Source organism: Nostoc sp., from assembly GCF_054880495.1.
The window spans coordinates 41,468-59,041 of the sequence record NZ_JBTYKD010000069.1 but is presented as its reverse complement, the minus strand read 5'-3'; the positions used below and the strand labels follow the sequence as shown (position 1 = coordinate 59,041).

16 protein-coding genes and 1 pseudogene are annotated in these 17,574 nt (G+C 43.3%); 12 read left to right on the top strand and 5 right to left on the bottom strand.

The window, feature by feature from the left end:
• Positions 1 to 64 precede the first annotated feature (64 nt).
• Positions 65 to 1,432 carry an ATP-binding protein gene (locus tag ACYTXL_RS08260; protein WP_461924286.1) on the top strand — a complete coding sequence of 456 codons (1,368 nt, stop codon included), beginning with the start codon at positions 65 to 67 and terminating at the stop codon, positions 1,430 to 1,432.
• A gap of 110 nt (positions 1,433 to 1,542) precedes the next feature.
• On the opposite strand, the gene ACYTXL_RS08255 is transcribed toward ACYTXL_RS08260, so the two are convergent.
• Positions 1,543 to 1,695, bottom strand: coding sequence for a hypothetical protein (locus ACYTXL_RS08255; RefSeq protein ID WP_461924285.1), 153 nt, complete (start codon positions 1,693 to 1,695; stop codon positions 1,543 to 1,545).
• 130 nt (positions 1,696 to 1,825) lie between these two features.
• Here ACYTXL_RS08255 and ACYTXL_RS08250 point away from each other — a divergent pair.
• Both ACYTXL_RS08250 and ACYTXL_RS08245 read left to right on the top strand, forming a co-directional pair.
• A pseudogene (locus ACYTXL_RS08250) lies at positions 1,826 to 2,071 on the top strand (hypothetical protein).
• Positions 2,052 to 2,333 carry a hypothetical protein gene (locus ACYTXL_RS08245; protein WP_461924284.1) on the top strand — a complete coding sequence of 94 codons (282 nt, stop codon included), beginning with the start codon at positions 2,052 to 2,054 and terminating at the stop codon, positions 2,331 to 2,333. The pseudogene ACYTXL_RS08250 and the gene ACYTXL_RS08245 overlap by 20 nt, the downstream one beginning before the upstream one ends.
• A 277-nt stretch (positions 2,334 to 2,610) precedes the next feature.
• Here the strand turns inward: ACYTXL_RS08245 and ACYTXL_RS08240 are convergent, their stop codons facing one another.
• Positions 2,611 to 3,840 (bottom strand): glycosyltransferase family 4 protein, encoded by a 1,230-nt coding sequence (locus ACYTXL_RS08240; RefSeq protein ID WP_461924283.1) that lies wholly within the window; start codon positions 3,838 to 3,840, stop codon positions 2,611 to 2,613.
• A gap of 337 nt (positions 3,841 to 4,177) precedes the next feature.
• Between ACYTXL_RS08240 and ACYTXL_RS08235 the strand changes: the two genes are divergently transcribed.
• The 4 genes from ACYTXL_RS08235 to ACYTXL_RS08220 all read left to right on the top strand — a co-directional run bounded on the left by ACYTXL_RS08235 (position 4,178) and on the right by ACYTXL_RS08220 (position 6,621).
• Positions 4,178 to 4,300 (top strand): hypothetical protein, encoded by a 123-nt coding sequence (locus ACYTXL_RS08235; RefSeq protein ID WP_461924282.1) that lies wholly within the window; start codon positions 4,178 to 4,180, stop codon positions 4,298 to 4,300.
• Positions 4,301 to 4,650: 350 nt separating this feature from the next.
• Entirely contained in the window at positions 4,651 to 5,508 is an 858-nt protein-coding gene (locus ACYTXL_RS08230) for a uroporphyrinogen-III synthase (RefSeq protein WP_461924281.1), read from the top strand.
• 81 nt (positions 5,509 to 5,589) lie between these two features.
• On the top strand, positions 5,590 to 5,889 hold the full coding sequence (locus ACYTXL_RS08225) for a ferredoxin (protein ID WP_461924280.1): 300 nt from the start codon (positions 5,590 to 5,592) through the stop codon (positions 5,887 to 5,889).
• Positions 5,890 to 6,300: 411 nt separating this feature from the next.
• Positions 6,301 to 6,621: a DMT family transporter gene (locus ACYTXL_RS08220; RefSeq protein ID WP_461924279.1), complete on the top strand. Its 321-nt coding sequence runs from the start codon at positions 6,301 to 6,303 to the stop codon at positions 6,619 to 6,621.
• A gap of 7 nt (positions 6,622 to 6,628) precedes the next feature.
• Here ACYTXL_RS08220 and ACYTXL_RS08215 read toward each other — a convergent pair whose 3' ends face one another.
• The 3 genes from ACYTXL_RS08215 to ACYTXL_RS08205 all read right to left on the bottom strand — a co-directional run bounded on the left by ACYTXL_RS08215 (position 6,629) and on the right by ACYTXL_RS08205 (position 11,169).
• Positions 6,629 to 7,645 carry a FecCD family ABC transporter permease gene (locus ACYTXL_RS08215; RefSeq protein WP_461924278.1) on the bottom strand — a complete coding sequence of 339 codons (1,017 nt, stop codon included), beginning with the start codon at positions 7,643 to 7,645 and terminating at the stop codon, positions 6,629 to 6,631.
• A gap of 741 nt (positions 7,646 to 8,386) precedes the next feature.
• Positions 8,387 to 8,974 carry a 4Fe-4S single cluster domain-containing protein gene (locus ACYTXL_RS08210; protein ID WP_461924277.1) on the bottom strand — a complete coding sequence of 196 codons (588 nt, stop codon included), beginning with the start codon at positions 8,972 to 8,974 and terminating at the stop codon, positions 8,387 to 8,389.
• Positions 8,975 to 9,195: 221 nt separating this feature from the next.
• Complete coding sequence (locus ACYTXL_RS08205) at positions 9,196 to 11,169, bottom strand: beta strand repeat-containing protein (RefSeq protein WP_461924276.1); 1,974 nt, start codon at positions 11,167 to 11,169, stop codon at positions 9,196 to 9,198.
• Between the two features lie 736 nt (positions 11,170 to 11,905).
• Between ACYTXL_RS08205 and ACYTXL_RS08200 the strand changes: the two genes are divergently transcribed.
• The 5 genes from ACYTXL_RS08200 (at position 11,906) to ACYTXL_RS08180 (ending at position 17,414) form a co-directional block, all read left to right on the top strand.
• On the top strand, positions 11,906 to 13,099 hold the full coding sequence (locus tag ACYTXL_RS08200) for an NAD(P)/FAD-dependent oxidoreductase (protein WP_461924275.1): 1,194 nt from the start codon (positions 11,906 to 11,908) through the stop codon (positions 13,097 to 13,099).
• Between the two features lie 171 nt (positions 13,100 to 13,270).
• Positions 13,271 to 13,918 (top strand): HAD-IA family hydrolase, encoded by a 648-nt coding sequence (locus tag ACYTXL_RS08195; RefSeq protein ID WP_461924274.1) that lies wholly within the window; start codon positions 13,271 to 13,273, stop codon positions 13,916 to 13,918.
• Positions 13,915 to 14,076 (top strand): hypothetical protein, encoded by a 162-nt coding sequence (locus ACYTXL_RS08190; protein WP_461924273.1) that lies wholly within the window; start codon positions 13,915 to 13,917, stop codon positions 14,074 to 14,076. Before ACYTXL_RS08195 ends, ACYTXL_RS08190 begins: the two co-directional genes overlap by 4 nt.
• A 196-nt stretch (positions 14,077 to 14,272) precedes the next feature.
• On the top strand, positions 14,273 to 16,006 hold the full coding sequence (locus ACYTXL_RS08185) for an ABC transporter permease (RefSeq protein WP_461924272.1): 1,734 nt from the start codon (positions 14,273 to 14,275) through the stop codon (positions 16,004 to 16,006).
• A gap of 25 nt (positions 16,007 to 16,031) precedes the next feature.
• Positions 16,032 to 17,414, top strand: coding sequence for an ABC transporter ATP-binding protein (locus tag ACYTXL_RS08180; RefSeq protein WP_461924271.1), 1,383 nt, complete (start codon positions 16,032 to 16,034; stop codon positions 17,412 to 17,414).
• Positions 17,415 to 17,574 lie beyond the last annotated feature (160 nt).

Below are 17,574 nucleotides of genomic sequence, written 5' to 3'. Positions count from 1 at the left end.
CCCCAGGATACAAACTTGAGTGCATATATGTAAAGTAGAATTAAACCCTGAAATTAGAAGCCCGATGACTCCTGAACAATTTCTTGAATTTGCCAGAGTTTTACCAGAACCTTTACTTCTGGTGAGTGGAGAGGGTCAGGTGTTGGCTACTAATAAACCAGTAGCAGATTTGTTGGGGTTACGCCGTCAGCAACTGCAGGGAAAAATGCTCTTTGAACTTGTAACTGAGTCTACCAACGATATAGTAAAGTACCTACAAGCTTGTTCAAGTAGCAGGGCAATGGTTATTGGCGCCTTGACTTTACGACAGAATGATGAACAAACATTAATATGTCGTAGTCAAGGAGCCGTTATTCAACCTTGGTCTCCTGAATCTTCAGGTTTAATTCTCTTACGCTTAGAAAATAGAACTTTAGCCAGCAGTAATTTCGTTCTCCTGAACCAAAAAATTGATGAATTAGCAAAAGAAGTTCAGAGACGTAAACAGGCGGAAGAAGCACTCAAGAAAGTAAATCAAGAGCTAGAAATTCGGGTTGATCAACGTACAATGGCTTTGCAAAAAACATTAAAGGAACTGCAACTTACCCAAACTCAGCTGATCCAATCTGAGAAAATGTCTAGTTTAGGTCAGATGGTGGCTGGTATTGCCCATGAAATTAATAACCCCGTGAGTTTTATTTATGGGAACCTTCACCACGCCCATAAATACACTCAGGATTTACTTAAATTGTTGAAAATTTATCAACAAATTTATTCAAATCCTCCTTCACAAGTCCAAGATCAAATAGAAGAAATAGACTTAGATTTTTTGATTCAAGATATAACTGAACTCTTCCAGTCAATGAAAGTAGGAGCAGAACGCATTCAGGAAATTGTTAAATCACTACGTAACTTTTCCAGACTTGATGAAGCAGAAGTTAAGCAAGTTAATATCCATGAAGGAATTGATAGTAGTTTAATGATTTTGAAGCATCGCCTACAAGCTAGGCATGAGTACCCAGAAATCACAGTCATCAAAAAATATAGTCAACTGCCGAATGTCACTTGCTACCCTGGTCAACTCAACCAAGTGTTTATGAATATTCTTGCTAATGCGATCGATGCACTAGAGGCATCGGCAATAAATTCACAAACAACTGATAATCAAAAACTGACAAAGAATAATCTCCAAATTCAAATTAAAACTGAGGTAATTGATGAAAAATGGATAGAGATTAGTATTGCTGATAATGGTTTGGGGATAAATGAACAAGTTCGCTCAAAGGTATTTGATCCGTTTTTCACCACTAAAGCTGTGGGCAAAGGTACTGGACTGGGGCTATATATAAGCTATCAGATTATAGTTGAAAAACATAACGGACAACTTAGTTGTTTTTCTGTTGTCGGAAAAGGTGCAGAATTTGTAATTAAGATACCTATTAGCTCAGGTTAATAAAATTTAATTACTACTTTAGTATTTTTGTCAAAAATCAAGATGATGATCATCTATTAGTATTGGTGTTCTTTATATTTTGCCCCGGAAGATCCCCCCAGCTGCCTTTTTTAAGGGAGGTTGGTGGGATAAAGTCTTATCCGAACCGGATTGTAAGTACGCCAAAGTCTTCTGGTACGTCCGCTATACGTAGCTTGCTTCCCCGTTCGCGCAACGATCGCACTTAGCTCCAAATTATCTAGTTTCTCAGCCGAAGAAAGCATCTCTTACTATATATTACCGCAAATGCGCTGATATTTTAATTTCCCCTCTTTATAAATTCCGCAAAAACACTGTTACGTTATTTGTGCTTGTGATCAAAACTTAGACCATCCAGTTTATTAGGGTGTGTTTATGACCAACCCTGTAAAGACGGTTATCCAAGTCAATCTGGAGATTGCTCTAGAACTAGCTCAAGAATTGGAGCAAGCTCCATACACTCAACTCAGTACTTATTATTTGGAGACTTTACGGGAGTTCGGATGTCCTGATACTGAACTCCCAGTTAACTTACAAACTCGTGATCAATAGCTAAACTTTATCACAGGCTTTACATCTTATGCTTTTGGGAAGGTACAAAGTGTACAAAGAATTGATTGAAGATACATTTCATGATTCAGAAGGGACAGCAGAAACTACTTTTCCTGCTACAGATAAGGATTTGCTAATTTTAATAGAAAAGTTTTTAGGGTTTGAAATTCCCCCAAAGGTTTTTTTGCAAGCTATAGCCATTGCTGATTACGACTGTGCAGCGGCTTTTCGCTATGTTGAGAATTATTTGATTGTCCTCAAGAATAAGAAGAATTGGAAGCAGAAGAAATTACTTGTGTTAGGGTGTTCAACTAGATTTGACAATAATTGACGTGCTTCTTCACAAGTTAACTAAAAACGAATCGGATTTAGATAAGATAATTTGCACGACCAATGTAGAGACGTTGCATTAGCTTCATCTCTACATATATTTTTCCCACAGCGACAAGAAACAACAATTAGAATTTATCTAGAAGCATAAAGTACGATCTTTATTAGATCAAGTATTTTTATGTGTCTCGTAATTCCTAATTACGTTAGCAAGTCATCGTACTCTTACAGAGAAGCAAGCTACGCTTTTAGCGTCTCGTAGAGAGCGTCATTACGAATTACGAATTAGTATTACTCCTGCCAAGACAAACTTGTTCATAACTTTTACCAGCCATATCCCAAGTAAATTCTGTTTCTACTAGTTGTCTGCCGTTGTGAGACAATTCTGAACGCAGATATGGATGATCAAATAGTTGACTAATAGCAGTGACGTATTCCGCCGGTTTATTGGCTCGTAATGCCCGTAATATATGACTAGCACCATCTACGGCTAATCCTTCTAAGCCGCGATCGCTTGCCACTAAAGGTACACCAGCGGCCATTGCCTCTAAAGTTTTATTTTTAATGCCAAACCCAGTCCGCATGGGTACAACGCAGATGGTGGCTTGATGTAAATATTCTACCATCGAAGGCACACGCCCAATCACATTAATTCCTGGTTTTTCAGCAAGTGCTAAAACTTCTGGCACCGGATGAGAACCGACAATATCAAAAGTTGTATCTGGATACAATTTTTGGACTTCTGGCAAAACTTCGTTACTGAAAAAGCAGACAGCATCAATGTTTGCTAAATTATCCATTGCACCAATAAAAATTAAGCGATGTCCTCCTGGATCGGTGGTACGGTTGGGGAAAGAAACTAAATCTACGCCATTGGAAATAACTGTAATTTCACTATTGGGGTTAAACTCTTGTAGTTGAATTTTATCTTCTTCTGTTGTGGCGACAATTGCGGTAAATTTAGCACAGTAGTTTTGCTCATAACGACGCAAAAGTGGCAGATTAATTTTGTCTCGGAGTGAATTTTCTGAAATGCCTGTTGTTAGTTGGTTCCGACAGGTAGCGTAAACAGAACTATGAACATTAACTATGGTTTTTAGCTGTTTGGGAAAATGCGATTGGATGTAAATTTCATTAACACTATGTTCACAGGTAATTACATCACATTTCCCCGCTTCCACCCAGTTATCAATCCATGTTTGCATCTCAACTGAGTAGCGGTTGAGTACGCTTGGCGGTGTCCCCTGTTGTAAAAATCTCCCAAATCGCTGTATTTTCTGGAATATTCCGGTGGTTGCAGAATCTGGCGGACGTTCAAAAACGGCTAGATGATCTACATAATCGCGTAATCCTGCTAATTCTGCGTCTGTAACATCTTCCGCACGTTGAGTCACCAGAGTAACAGTATGGCGTTGACTTAGGTATTTAAGTAAATTAAATGTCCTTACTTGGGTTCCCCCGCGCGTTGGGGGGTAGGGAAAGGTGGAAGATAACATTAATATGTTCATATAAATGATCAATCAAATGTGATATATATACCATGACCTGATTAGAGGCTGTATGTCATTAGATCCCTCTAGCCCACGTTAAAAAGCTACCCTATACACACCAGTCTCTGTTGACACAATTTACGGTTTATCGAATAGCCCAAAGAAACCTCACCCTGGTTTTGCGTAGCAAAACCAGTCCCTCTGCGTAAGTTCGGAGAGGGATGTCCTTGAGGACGGGTGAGGTTTTTGTTTTGGGTAATTTGATGACTTGTCTGTACACCCTAGCATAAAAAGGGGGGAATTTCTAAAGCCCTCTTTTTTAGGGGGGGGATCTGAGTGCGTAATTCCGATGATCATGATTAAAGATCACAGCATAATCAAACCTAGTCGCACACCTACAGCAACAGCTTCGGTGCGGCTGGAGACACTCAGCTTTAGTCGGGTTGGGATAATTGAGAATGCTGCAAGATATCAGTAAACCCAACTTTGGAACGCAAATTCTGATAGTTCCGAGTTCAGAGGCTCAACGTTTGAGCAAAAAGGTCGAATGAATAAAAAATTTAGATAAATATTGACAGAGCTAGTTAAACCCATCCCAAATTAGGATTATTCCTCCTTAGTAGGTCTTTCGCCAACTGCGATCGCTAACTCAACTAACACTCCACCCCGCACAACTTGGACGTTGACAATAAGATTTTTGTGCAAACGTTCTTAGATATTCATATCGTGCCGTTTTATCAACACAGATGACATCGGAAGAATGGGGAGAATTCATCCTAGAAAAATGGCTAGGATTTATATAAGTTTTTGGCGTTGCTAAATCAAGATATGAATAACCTGCTCACTCCATCTAACAAATTACCTCTATATGGCAAGAGAATTTTAGTCACAGCACCGAGAAATTATGCTTATAGGTTATCTGAAGAAATCATCAAACAAGGTGGTTTACCTGTTCTCATGCCTACTATCGAAACCTGCTATTTATCAAACTACACTAAGTTAGATAATGCTCTGGAACGCATAAGCGAATTTGATTGGATTATCTTCACCAGTAGAAACGGCATCATTGCATTTTTTCAGCGCATGAATGATTTAGATATTCCTGTATCTGTGCTAAAAAATTGTCACTTATCTGCATTGGGAAAAGATGCAGAAAGCTTATTATCTTTTTGTGGCAAAGTAGATTTAATTCCTACAGAATCTAGCCCAGCCGGAATTGTCGCTGAATTAGCAAAACTACCAGCAATTCACCAGAAAAAAGTGCTGATACCGACTCCAAAAGTCATAGGTTTGCTTGAGCCTGATGTTGTACCCAATTTGATTACGGATTTGCAGAAATTAGGTATAGAAGTAACTCGCGTATCCTCTTATATTACACAGGGTTTAGATAAAAATATCTACAGTATTGAATTAAACCTGATGCGTCAAGGAATGATCGATATAATTGCCTTTAGTAGCACGGCGGAAGTAGAAAGCTTTTTGACAATGGTCAACTCGCAAAGCGATTATGAAGATTGTATCATTGCATGTTTTGGCCCTTATACAACTGCTAATGCCCAAAAGTTGGGTATGAATGTCTCCATTGTGTCTAGGGATTATAGTTCATTTGAGGGATTTGCTGAAGCGATCGCAGAATTTTTTACTCTCAGTTCCAGTTCCCACTCAGCGCTTGGTGATGTAGGGTAATCAACCACATTTCACTCTAGACTAGCTGCACATAAACCCGTAGTATCGGAAATAGAGTTTATCTTAACTAGGGACTGTTACATGGCAACTTACAAGGTGACATTACGTACTCCAGATGGAGAAAAAACAATTGAAGTCCCTGATGATGAGTACATCCTAGAGATTGCTAACGAGGAAGATCATCTAGACTTGCCCTATTCCTGTAATGCTGGTTCTTGCTCTAGCTGCACCGGGAAACTGATTTCAGGTACAGTTAACCAAGATGATCAGAATTTCTTAGACGACGATCAAATTGACGCGGGATTTGTCCTCACCTGCGTTACCTATGCCACTTCTGACTGTGTAATCCAAACCCATCAAGAAGATGCGCTTAACGCTTAACTAACAAATGTGGATTTAATCAAGAGCAAGTTTTATTGGATGCGTTAGAACATTCGTCCCAGCGCAACTAAAATCTGAAATGGTGCGTTATCCTACGCAATAACATACTCTACAAGATTTAAAATTTTGCACTTTCCTAATAAATCTGTATACGCTGAGTAATTCACAGTAAAAAGCGCTTTATAAAAGGGGAGCGCTTTTTATTTATAAACACTGAGAGGCTTAGATCCCCGACTTCTTAAAGAAGTCGGGGATCTTTTTGTTAGTAACTCATTTAGGATTGCTATATGCGTAGCGTATCCTACAAATGTTTAGTATCTTCAGACGACTAATGATCATAATTAGACCCGTTGTATTTTTTTAATTTCACAGAGATAATAAGAAATTACTAAGAACGTACTGATAATAGATATGTCAACAAGTTGGATTTACCTTATTGCAGCAATAGTCTTTGAAGTTTCAGGTACAACTTGTATGAAGTTATCGCAAGGATTTACTAAAATAGTTCCTTCGGTATTAATATTTGTCTTCTATGGACTTTGTTTTAGTTTTTTTACCCTTGCTCTCAAGAGACTTGAAGTGAGTGTGGCTTATTCTGTCTGGGCTGGATTGGGAACTATCCTAATTGCGATTATTGGTATTATCTGGTTTCGTGAATCTGCGTCATTCATTAAACTTTTGTGGATCGCCTTAATAATCATCGGGGTAATTGGCATAAATGCAAGTCAATAATTGAAGCTCAAAATTTATTAAACCCAGCAGAACGACGATAAAGCAACCAAATAAACAACGGTGAACCCAGTAAGGCAGTGACCGAACCTACTGGTAGTTCTACTGCTCCTAGTCTAGAGAGTAAATCTGCAAAAGTCAGTAACCATGCACCTGCAAGGGCGGAAAGTGGTAAAACAAAGCGATGATCTGTACCAACGATGAGGCGGACAGCGTGAGGGACAACAAGACCAACAAATCCAATCAAACCACTGATGCTGACTGCACCTGCGGCTAATAGAGTGGCGACACCACCAATTAACAAACGCGATCGCACCAACGAAACCCCCAAACCTACAGCCAAATCATCTCCCAAAGCCAGCACATTTACCGATCGCGCCAGCAAGCATCCCCCGATCAATGCCACGATGATGTAGGGTCCAGACGTAGCAATTTCTTGCCAACCCCGTCCATTGAGACTACCAACCAGCCAACTCAGCGCAATTTGAATTTGACCGTCTTCAGCTAAAACCAGCAATGTACTTTGGATAGCACCAAATAAAGAACTCACCGCCACTCCGCCTAAAATCAACCGCTCAACAGAAATTCCCGATCCCGAACGACCGATCAAAATCACGATCACTGAAGTCAAAATTGCCCCCATCCACGCTGCTAAAGGAATTGCGATCGGGAATATTTGCCACACGATCATCACAATCACAATTAATCCTGCACCTGCTGAAATGCCCAAAATAAATGGATCAGCAAGACTATTACGTAACATTCCTTGCAGCAGTGCCCCTGACATTCCCAAAGCTGCGCCGACAATCAGAGCAGCTATAATGCGCGGGAGACGCAAATCCCAGAGAATTGTCTGTTTAACCGGATCGCCTTTGCGGAGTATAGCTTGCCAAAATTCCGACATATTTAAGGGTACTGCTCCTTGAGAAAGCGACAGCGCTAGCGTTACCACCAGTGCTGTACCAAAGAGTAAAACAGCCCAAAATAGGCGGTGTTCACTAAAAATTGTCTGAAATGGTCTAGTCAAATTTAGATATGTATTTTTTTTAACGTGTCCCGGAAGTCCCCACCTTCAATGTACTCTAATGGTAGGTATTGTGAGCACAACGACCGCGCTCAGTGACCACGGGGGATGTTCGGGTTGGCGGAACCTCTCGTAGAGAAGCGTCACGAAGTGAGGATTGCATCTGGAATTGATTTTTTACTTGGTAAAAAATCAATTCCAGATGTATGACGAATTCCCAGGATTTTCTGGTAAGATATTTAGTGTCTTGACCCTCCGGGTTCAAAATCGCTCTTTGAGGGAAACCCTCAAGACCGCGTTTTTCACCATCAATGCCACAAGCGAAAACCTTTTCTTATAGGTATATGTTGCAAGAGAACTCTTCTCTTCTCTTCGAGAGGCTGCGCCAACGAGAGGCTTCTCTTTCAGAGACGCTAACGCGAACGCCAACGACTTCGCTCAGGGTAAAAGATTTGGGTCTTGGGAACCAGGACTCCTGACAAGAGGAGGGAATGTCAGACTTTCTAGTACTACGGAGTTCTGGAGGCTATTCCCGATGAATTGGGAGAGCTACGTCCGTCTTACGGCGGAGTAGTTCACATATAATCTGTCACAAACACAGATGCATTGGGCATGGGACATTGGATACGAGGGAGAGGGAGTTAAAATTTAAACGTTGACCTTCTGATGCTCGAAGTTGACCTTCTGAGGGTGAACTTTTAAGTTTTAACTTTCCATCCCCAATGCCCCATGCCCCATCCCCAACTACGTCAACTCCAGCCCACCTTGATAACCAGTAACAATGCGGCCACCATCCTTGAGGATGTGGACTTCTATTTGATCGCTAGCCCAGGTAATCTGGTCTTGAAAAGCTGGATTTAACACCCGAACCCGTTGATTGCTAGAAGAAACTGGAGAGTTGGGAGAATTAATTGCCAGAGATTGTACAAAAGGCCCGTCAATCAGGATATCGAGTTGTTCTAACAATGCTTGGGAACTTGGCGGCGCAGATTGTGACTGTAGCTGCTTAAGAGTGAACCCAGTAAAAGACATTACATTTAACCCAGCAGCTTTTACCTTCCGAGCTAAAGATGCCAGTGCAGTTGCTTGCCAAAAGGGTTCTCCACCAGAAAACGTTACACCCATATTGCGGGGATTGCTGAGAATATTCTCCGCAAGGGTATCAACAGCAATCAATTGGTTAGCTTCAAATGACCAAGAGTTAGTATTAAAGCAGCCAGGACACTCACGAAGACAACCTTGTACCCAGACGACTGCACGACAACCAGGGCCATTAACTTCTGACTGATCGACGTAACCCATAATGTTGAGATAGCCTGGGGGAATTTCCATCTCTTTAACTCCTTTTAGCCATTGCCTGTTAACCGTTAACTATAGCGAATCTCCAGTTATATAACCGTGACAATGGTCATATAACTGGAGAAGCAGGAGCAAAGCCGGAGACGTTTCCTTTGTTCTCCGGTCAGGAGTCAAATCAATATGGTTTGGTTAAGCCAAAAACCAGATACACTGAGGGTTAGTATCAAAGCCTATACTGCCACTGACACTGGCAATCAGGCTATGTCCGCGTTCCTGATGACGTTACTCACCACATCATTAGGAGAGTTATAAGCGATCGTGCTGTTGTAGTTCACTGTGGTAGTGCCAGAGTTATAGTTGTAAATGCCTCCACCATCACCGATCTCATAACCACCAGAACTGAGTTTGATTTTGAAAGCGGTATTGAGAATGATAATGCTGTTGTCCACCGTTAGAGCGGCATTATTGTAGACGCCACCGCCAAAGTGTGCTTCATTGTCAGTAATGATGCTATTACTGAGGGTAACGATGCCTAATTTATCAGAGCTGCCGTTATTAAGGGCAGATCCATAGATGTCGCCGCCATCGTCGCCATTATTGTAAATGCCACCGCCGGCTTTCCCTGCGTGATTGCCATTAATGATGCTATTAATCACGTTAACAATGCCTAATTGATTGTAGTTGCCGTACTCGTTAGAGCTAGAGTTGTAGATGCCGGCGCCGTAGTCCTTGGCATAGTTATCACTCATGATGCTATTATTACTCACCAATAGATTGCCATTATTGTAGATGCCGCCCCCAGTGGATGCATAATTCTTAGTCACAGTGCTATTGCTCACCTTAAAGGTGCCATATCCGAGAATATCTGGGCTATGGTAGCCAACGAGGATAAACCCCTGGTTATAGATGCCGCCGCCTTCGATTGCCGTGTTGCTACTGATGGTGCTGTTATTCACGATTATAGTGCCATAACCAGCAATACCGCCGCCGTATGACGCACTGTTACCATTAATGGTGCTGTTATTTACGGTTATAGTACCGGCAATTATATTAGCTCCGCCGTCATTCTCGCCGCCATTGTAGATACCGCCGCCGTATGAGGCAGTGTTGCCATTAATGGTGCTGTTATTAACGGTTATAGTGCCATCGCCCTCGTTAAGACTGCCGCCGCCATCATAGATACCACCGCCGTATGAGGCACTGTTGCCACTGATGGTGCTGTTACTCACTGATAGGGTGACACCAGTGTAAATGCCGCCGCCGTCACTGGCCTTATTGCCACTGATAACACTATCACTCACGGTTATAGTGCCTTCATAGATACCATAGATACCGCCGCCATATTCGGCAGTGTTGCCACTGATGGTACTCTTATTCACTGATAGGATGCCAGAACTGAAGATGCCGCCGCCACCGTAATAACTGGATCTGAAGCTGACGCTGTTCCCATTGATGAGGCTGTTATTCACGGTTATAGTACTACGTTCGTAACCATAGATACCGCCGCCGTCGTATGACGCAGTGTTACCGCTAATGGTGCTATTACTTACGGTAACGATACCTATATTGGATCTGCCGTTCTTGTTAAAGACATAGTTGTAGATGCCGCCACCTTCGCCGCCTGCCGAGTTATCACTGATAGTGCTTTTACTCACCGATAGGGTGCCAGAGCTGTTGATGCCGCCGCCGTTGCTGGCCTTGTTACCACTGATGAGGCTATTACTGACGGTTAGAGTGCCTTCGCTGTAGATGCCGCCGCCTGCGTCCGCAGCCGAGTTGCCAGTGATGGTGCTGTTGTTTACAGTGAACCTGCCAGAGCTAGAGTTGTAAATGCCGCCTCCGTCCACAGCCGAGTTGCCAGTGATGATGCTGTCGCTCAAGGTAAAAACGCCTGCATTGGAGATTGCACCGCCTCCTGCGGCATTTTTATAGCTATTAGTAATAGTCAGCCCCTTGATTGCAGCTGTTACACCACTGCCAATGTCAAAAACACGGTTAGCACTATTATCACTAATAGTTAGTAAGCTCGGATTTGTACCTTGAATGGTAAGGTTATCTGTGATATTCAGACTACTACCACTCAAACTGATGGTATGAGCGATCGCATCAGTAAACAGTCCACCAAATTTGATGATGTCGCTTCCTGTAAGGGCATTGGCATCTAGAATTGCCTGTCGCAGTGAACCTGTACCACTGTTGTTGATGTTAGTAACGGTAAATATAGACATTGAGATTACTCCGATTTTTTTCAGGTGTATAAAGGTTGCGCTCAATGCTCGTGTTTTTACTAATACGAGTCTTGAACATTTTTTCTACTGCTCAATGAATATTTAAGAGTGAGTTTTGTCAAAGAGCATAAATTTTTACGCTGTTGTAAACAGCGCTGGGTGTTATGTATAAAAAAATACTCATTTCTGGAATTTGCTGAGTTATCGTCAAACCCAACTCCATTTTGGGTTTTTCTACAATTCAATCCAAATTACTGATTTCCATAACCAAATCTTTAATACAGCACGGCATCAATCCAGCTACCCTCTTAATTAACAAGACTTGGGGCTTAACACCCTTGTTAAAGGTAAGCAAACTTACGCCATACTATATTAGGGAATTGCCTTCTCAAACTCTAAAAGGTTCTGAAATATACTTAAATTCCAAAACTTTTGTAGTACAGATTACATATAAGTATGAAGTGAGAATTTAAAATTTACTGAGAGTTTATTTTACTTCATATTTTCTCAGTTGAGAATCCGATTTTAGTTTTAAAAATACTAAGCAAGAATTACGACACCAAGCTGAAATCTGCTGTTTAAAGAGTGAGTCCAGACGTTGGGTAATGTTCAGCTGATGGTTGATGACTAATGACTAATAAGAGAAAAACTTTGGGGGGTTTGGAAAAGTCCGCTTTAAGTTACTAGACTGAAGTTAGTTGCCCAATTAGCATTGACTCTCCCATAGATAGAATAGATGACTCAACAAACTTCTAGAATTTGTATCCTTGGCGGAGGCTTTGGTGGTCTCTACACAGCCCTGCGCTTAAGCCAATTACCTTGGGAATCTACGCAAAAACCCGAAATTGTTCTGGTAGATCAAAGCGATCGCTTCCTATTCTCTCCTTTACTTTACGAATTACTCACTGGCGAACTGCAAACCTGGGAAATTGCCCCACCCTTTGAAGAACTTTTACAAGGTACAGGGGTGCGTTTTTATCAAGGGGTTGTGTCGGGAATTGACATTGACCAGCGACAGGTAAATATAGATCAAGGACCAGAAATCCCTTACGACCGATTAGTACTGGCGCTAGGAGGTGAGACACCGCTAGATTTAGTGCCAGGTGCAACAGCCTACGCCTACACATTCCGGACAATCTCTGATGCCTATCGTTTAGAAGAACGCCTGCGATTTTTAGAAGAATCGGATGCTGACAAAATTCGGGTGGCGATCGTTGGGGCTGGCTACAGTGGTGTAGAGTTAGCCTGTAAGTTAGCCGACAGATTAGGGGAAAGAGGACGTTTTCGGATTATTGAAATCGCTGACCAAATTTTGCGAACTTCTCCAGAGTTTAACCGGGAAGCAGCAAAGAAAGCAATAGAAGCCCGTGGCGTGTTTCTTGATTTAGAAACCAAAGTGGAATCAATAGAGCAAAATACCATTTCCCTAGAGTACAAAAACCAGTTAGACACGATTCCGGTGGATTTGGTAATTTGGACAGTGGGAACCAGAGTTGCACCGGTAGTAAAATCTCTTCCCCTGAAGCAGAATCAGCGTGGTCAAATCAGCACTACATCTACTCTGCAAGTCTTTGATTATCCAGAAATCTTTGCTTTGGGAGATTTAGCAGACTCTCATGATGCTGAAGGACAGCAAGTCCCCGCTACCGCCCAAGCTGCTTTTCAACAAGCTGATTATACTGCTTGGAATATCTGGGCAACTCTGACTAATCGCCCCCTCCTTCCTTTCCGCTACCAACAGTTAGGAGAAATGATGGCATTAGGAATAGACAACGCCACTCTCACCGGTTTGGGAATTAAACTAGATGGGCGCTTGGCATACGTCGCCCGCCGTATTGCCTATTTATATAGGTTGCCAACTTTAGATCATCAACTCAAAGTTGGTTTTAATTGGCTAGTCCGTCCAATTATCGAAATACTTTCTCAGTAACTTAAGGTTGGGCTTTGGGCACTTGTACTGAACCTTGTCGTTGGCGCAGCCTCTCGTAGAGAAGTATTGGGCATTGATGCCCCAGTCCCGATTCAATTTTGAGTTAGTCAAGTACTAAAGTTTTTAACAAACCAAAATCTAAAATTCCAGATTTAAAATCTTCAAACTTTGATGGAACAACCGAAAGTTATTTTTTTAGATGCTGTAGGCACACTTTTCGATGTCAAAGGTGGTGTAGGTGAAGTTTATAGTCAGATAGCTCAAGAATTTGGCGTTACAGTTGCAGCTGAAAGATTAAATACAAGCTTTATCCAAAGCTTTAAAGCAGCACCGCCGCCAATATTTCCAGATGTAGAAATGCAAGATATTCCCCAGCGCGAGTTTGATTGGTGGCGGATAATTGCCTTGAACACTTTTGAAGGTGCAGGTGTTCTCAAGGAATTTTCTGACTTTTCGGCTTTTTTTAGCGAACTTTACATCCACTTTGGCACAGGCGAACCGTGGTTTGTCTATCCCGATGTCATACCAGCTTTAATTAATTGGCGGCGGTTGGGAGTTAGCTTGGGGGTGCTGTCCAATTTCGATTCGCGGATTTACTCAGTATTGCAAAGTTTGGGATTGAGAGAGTTTTTTACCTCCGTGACCATTTCTACGCAGGTACGTGCAGCTAAACCCGATCCTCAAATTTTTGCTATTGCCTTAGATAAACATAAATGTTCGCCAGAGGCTGCATGGCATATTGGGGATAGCATTAGAGAAGATTACCACGGTGCTAAAGCAGCTGGCTTGAGAGGTGTTTGGATTAACCGTGGGACATGAAGCAGATAGGTGACGGAAGAATATGGGTTTGTGCTGATGGTTTTGGGCTGACGCGATCGCTTATTTGCCGACTTGATAGCGATCGCAGCAGAGTTACTCATCATCAAATTAGAAGAAGATTCAGCAAATTCTCTACAGTGGCTAAAATGAGCGCTTGATCAGGCTTCTGAAAATCTTTTTGTTCTCCCATCTTGTTACTCGCACGCCTAACAAAATCAGAGGAGGCAGTTTTTCTCCTGCCTCATTCAAGATGGTATTCTGACCATAGACTAGATTATTTGCCCTTATACACTGAGAGCTTTAATGTCTTATTATTAGCTCAAAAACCTATGCCAGCCCCGTAATTATCGTTAAATGCTGAAGCAAACTTTTCCTTCCCCTGAAGCACTCCGACGGTTCCCTTTTGGACTAGCTGATATTGCCCTGATTCTTGGCACATTAGTATTACTGGCACTGATTGCGCGTGTCGGTGCTGGAACGTTGGTGAGCTTTGTACCACCAGATGTAGTGCCAGGTATCAGCCTCGACCCGCGTAATCTGCCGTATTATGCTGGGCGCTCAACCCTGCGAATGTTTATTGCTCTGTTTTACTCAACGCTGTTCACCTTAATTTATGGCTACATTGCGGCTAAAAGCCCTCGTGCTGAACGAGTTCTGATTCCGCTACTAGATATTTTACAGTCAGTTCCAGTACTAGGTTTTTTATCGATCACAGTTACAGGTTTTATTGCCCTGTTTCCCGGAAGCCTATTAGGACTAGAGGCAGCATCGATTTTTGCAATTTTCACCAGCCAGGTCTGGAACATGACCTTTTCGTTCTACCACTCACTGAAAACACTGCCACCGGAACTGGATGAGGCCGTAAGGCTCTATCGGTTGTCGGGATGGCAGAGGTTCACCAAGCTGGAATTGCCTACGGCAATGATTGGGCTGCTTTGGAATGCAATGATGAGTTTTGGAGGTGGCTGGTTTTTTGTAGCTGCGAGTGAAGCGATCAGCGTACTGAAGCAGCAATACACATTACCGGGAATTGGCTCCTACGTAGCAGCCGCAGTTGTAGCTGAGAATTTACCTGCCCTGGGTTGGGCGGTATTGACGATCGCGGTGGTGATTGTGATAGTAAATCAATTGTTCTGGCGACCCTTAATCGCCTGGGCGGATAAGTTCCGGTTGGAACAGAGTGCAGCAGCACAAGCGCCCGAATCCTGGGTCTACGATTTGCTAAAAGCAGCCCGAATTCCTCGTCTGCTAGGGCGAGTGCTAGATCCTTTGGCTGAAGCGATCAACCACATTCTGTCATTGCTAACGCCACCTCGGACTCCCCGTGCTGTGAAGACTGGTGGGCAGGAAGTAGGCGATCGCCTCTACAACTTGATGTTGCTGGTCATGATTGGTGGGCTATTGGTTGTCGGGTTACACTTCATTGTGACAACGGTAGGACTGGGTGAAGTCCTCAAGACCTTTGGGCTGGCATTACTGACTCTGTTACGTGTACTGGTGTTACTAATATTTTCAACTTTAGTTTGGACACCTGTGGGAGTGGCAATTGGGTTTAATCCCCGACTAGCAACTTTGTTGCAGCCCGTGGTGCAATTCCTGGCCTCCTTTCCAGCAAACTTTATCTTTCCCTTCGCTACACTATTCTTCATCCGTTCCCATATCAGCATTGATTGGGGTAGTATTCTCTTGATGTCCCTGGGCGCTCAGTGGTACATCCTCTTCAACTCCATTGCTGGAGCGATGAGCATCCCAACGGATCTGCGCGAGATGGCAACCAGCCTCGGTTTACGTGGTTGGCGGCTGTGGCGCAAGTTAATCATTCCTGGCATCTTCTCCGCCTCGGTAACAGGTGGCGTCACTGCTACCGGTGGGGCATGGAACGCCAGCATTGTCTCAGAGGTTGTCGCTTGGGGGCAAACCACTCTGACGGCCAACGGATTGGGAGCATATATTGCTCAGGCAACAGCAGCAGGTGACTGGCCTCGCATTACACTGGGGATTGGGATGATGAGCCTATTTGTTGTCGGGCTGAACAGAGTGTTTTGGCGACGACTGTATGAACTAGCAGAAACCAAATACCATCTTTAAACCATCGCTCACTAGAGGCGCAAACATGACATCTACGAAAGTTACTAATAATGTACTAATCGCTGTCGAACAGGTCAATAAGAGTTTTCCGCGCCCAGAGGGCAAAGGTGAGTTTAACGTTCTCCGCAACATTAATCTAACGGTAGCTGCGGGTGAAGTACTAGCATTGCTGGGGCGCAGTGGCAGTGGCAAAAGTACCTTACTACGGATTATGGCAGGCTTGATTCCCCCAAGTGAAGGAAGGGTGAGCAGCAATGGTAAACCCCTGCGAGGTGCCAACCCAGATGTAGCAATGGTATTTCAAAGCTTTGCACTGCTACCCTGGCTAACAGTACAGGAAAACGTCGAGTTAGGGCTAGACGCGCAGGGTGTTGGTCGGAATGAGCGACGACAACAAGCGCTTAAAGCCATTGACTTGGTGGGCTTAGATGGTTTTGAGAGTGCCTATCCTAAAGAGTTGTCTGGGGGGATGAGGCAGCGGGTTGGCTTTGCCAGGGCATTTGTGCTGGAGCCGAAAGTACTATTTATGGATGAGCCGTTTAGCGCCCTAGATGTGTTGACGGCTGAGAACCTGCGGGGTGAAATTGATGATTTATGGAATGCCGGCACCTTTCCGTCTAAAAGCATTTTGATTGTCACCCACAACATTGAAGAAGCGCTGTTTCTGGCAGATCGAGTAATTATCTTGGGATCAAATCCGGGGTATATCCGCGGTGAGGTTGTGATTGATTTGCCGCGGCCTCATGACCGCACCAGCATCCGCTTCAAATCGCTGATCGACTATATCTACACGGTGATGACTAACCCAGAAGTGGAAGTGAGTGGGGCAGTTGCAGCACCCACATCACCTGTACAAGCACCGAGGCCTGGCGCAATCCAACAATCGCCCTATGCCAAACTCCTCCCCCACGTCAGAATCGGTGGTATTAGCGGTCTACTGGAGCTAATTGTTGATCAACCAGAAGGTAAGGATGATATTCCTCGCCTAGCAGAACGAATCCAATTATCAGTTGATGATCTGTTACCAATGCTTGATGCAACTGTGATGCTGGGCTTTGCTGAAGTTGCACAGGGAGATGTTAAGCTGACCGAAATTGGGCAAGATTTCGCAACTACAACCATTCTCCGCAGTAAAGACTTGTTTCGGCAGCAGGTGCTGGAAAAGGTGCCAGTTGTAGTTAGTATGGTGCAGACATTGCGGGAAAAACGGAATCGGTCAATGCGTGCGGATTTCTTTATCGATTTACTTGAGGAATACTATCCCCATGAAGAAGCGGAGCGGCAATTTGCCACAGCTGTAGATTGGGGGCGTTATGCCGAACTGTTTGAGTATGATGCTAGTGAAGATAGACTATATTTGCCGGAGCTAGCAGCAGTTCAAACTCGTGAATCTGAAGCGATGGATTGAGGAATGAAGCGGATGAGGGGGATGAGGGGGATGCTTTCAATTCAGCAACGCCAAATTTTTAAAGTGGAATCCAATCTAATCTATCAATCCATTCTTTCGTCTCAGTCGCTTCCCAAATCAAATAAATTGTTTCTGCCCAATACTAAAATTCCCACTGGAA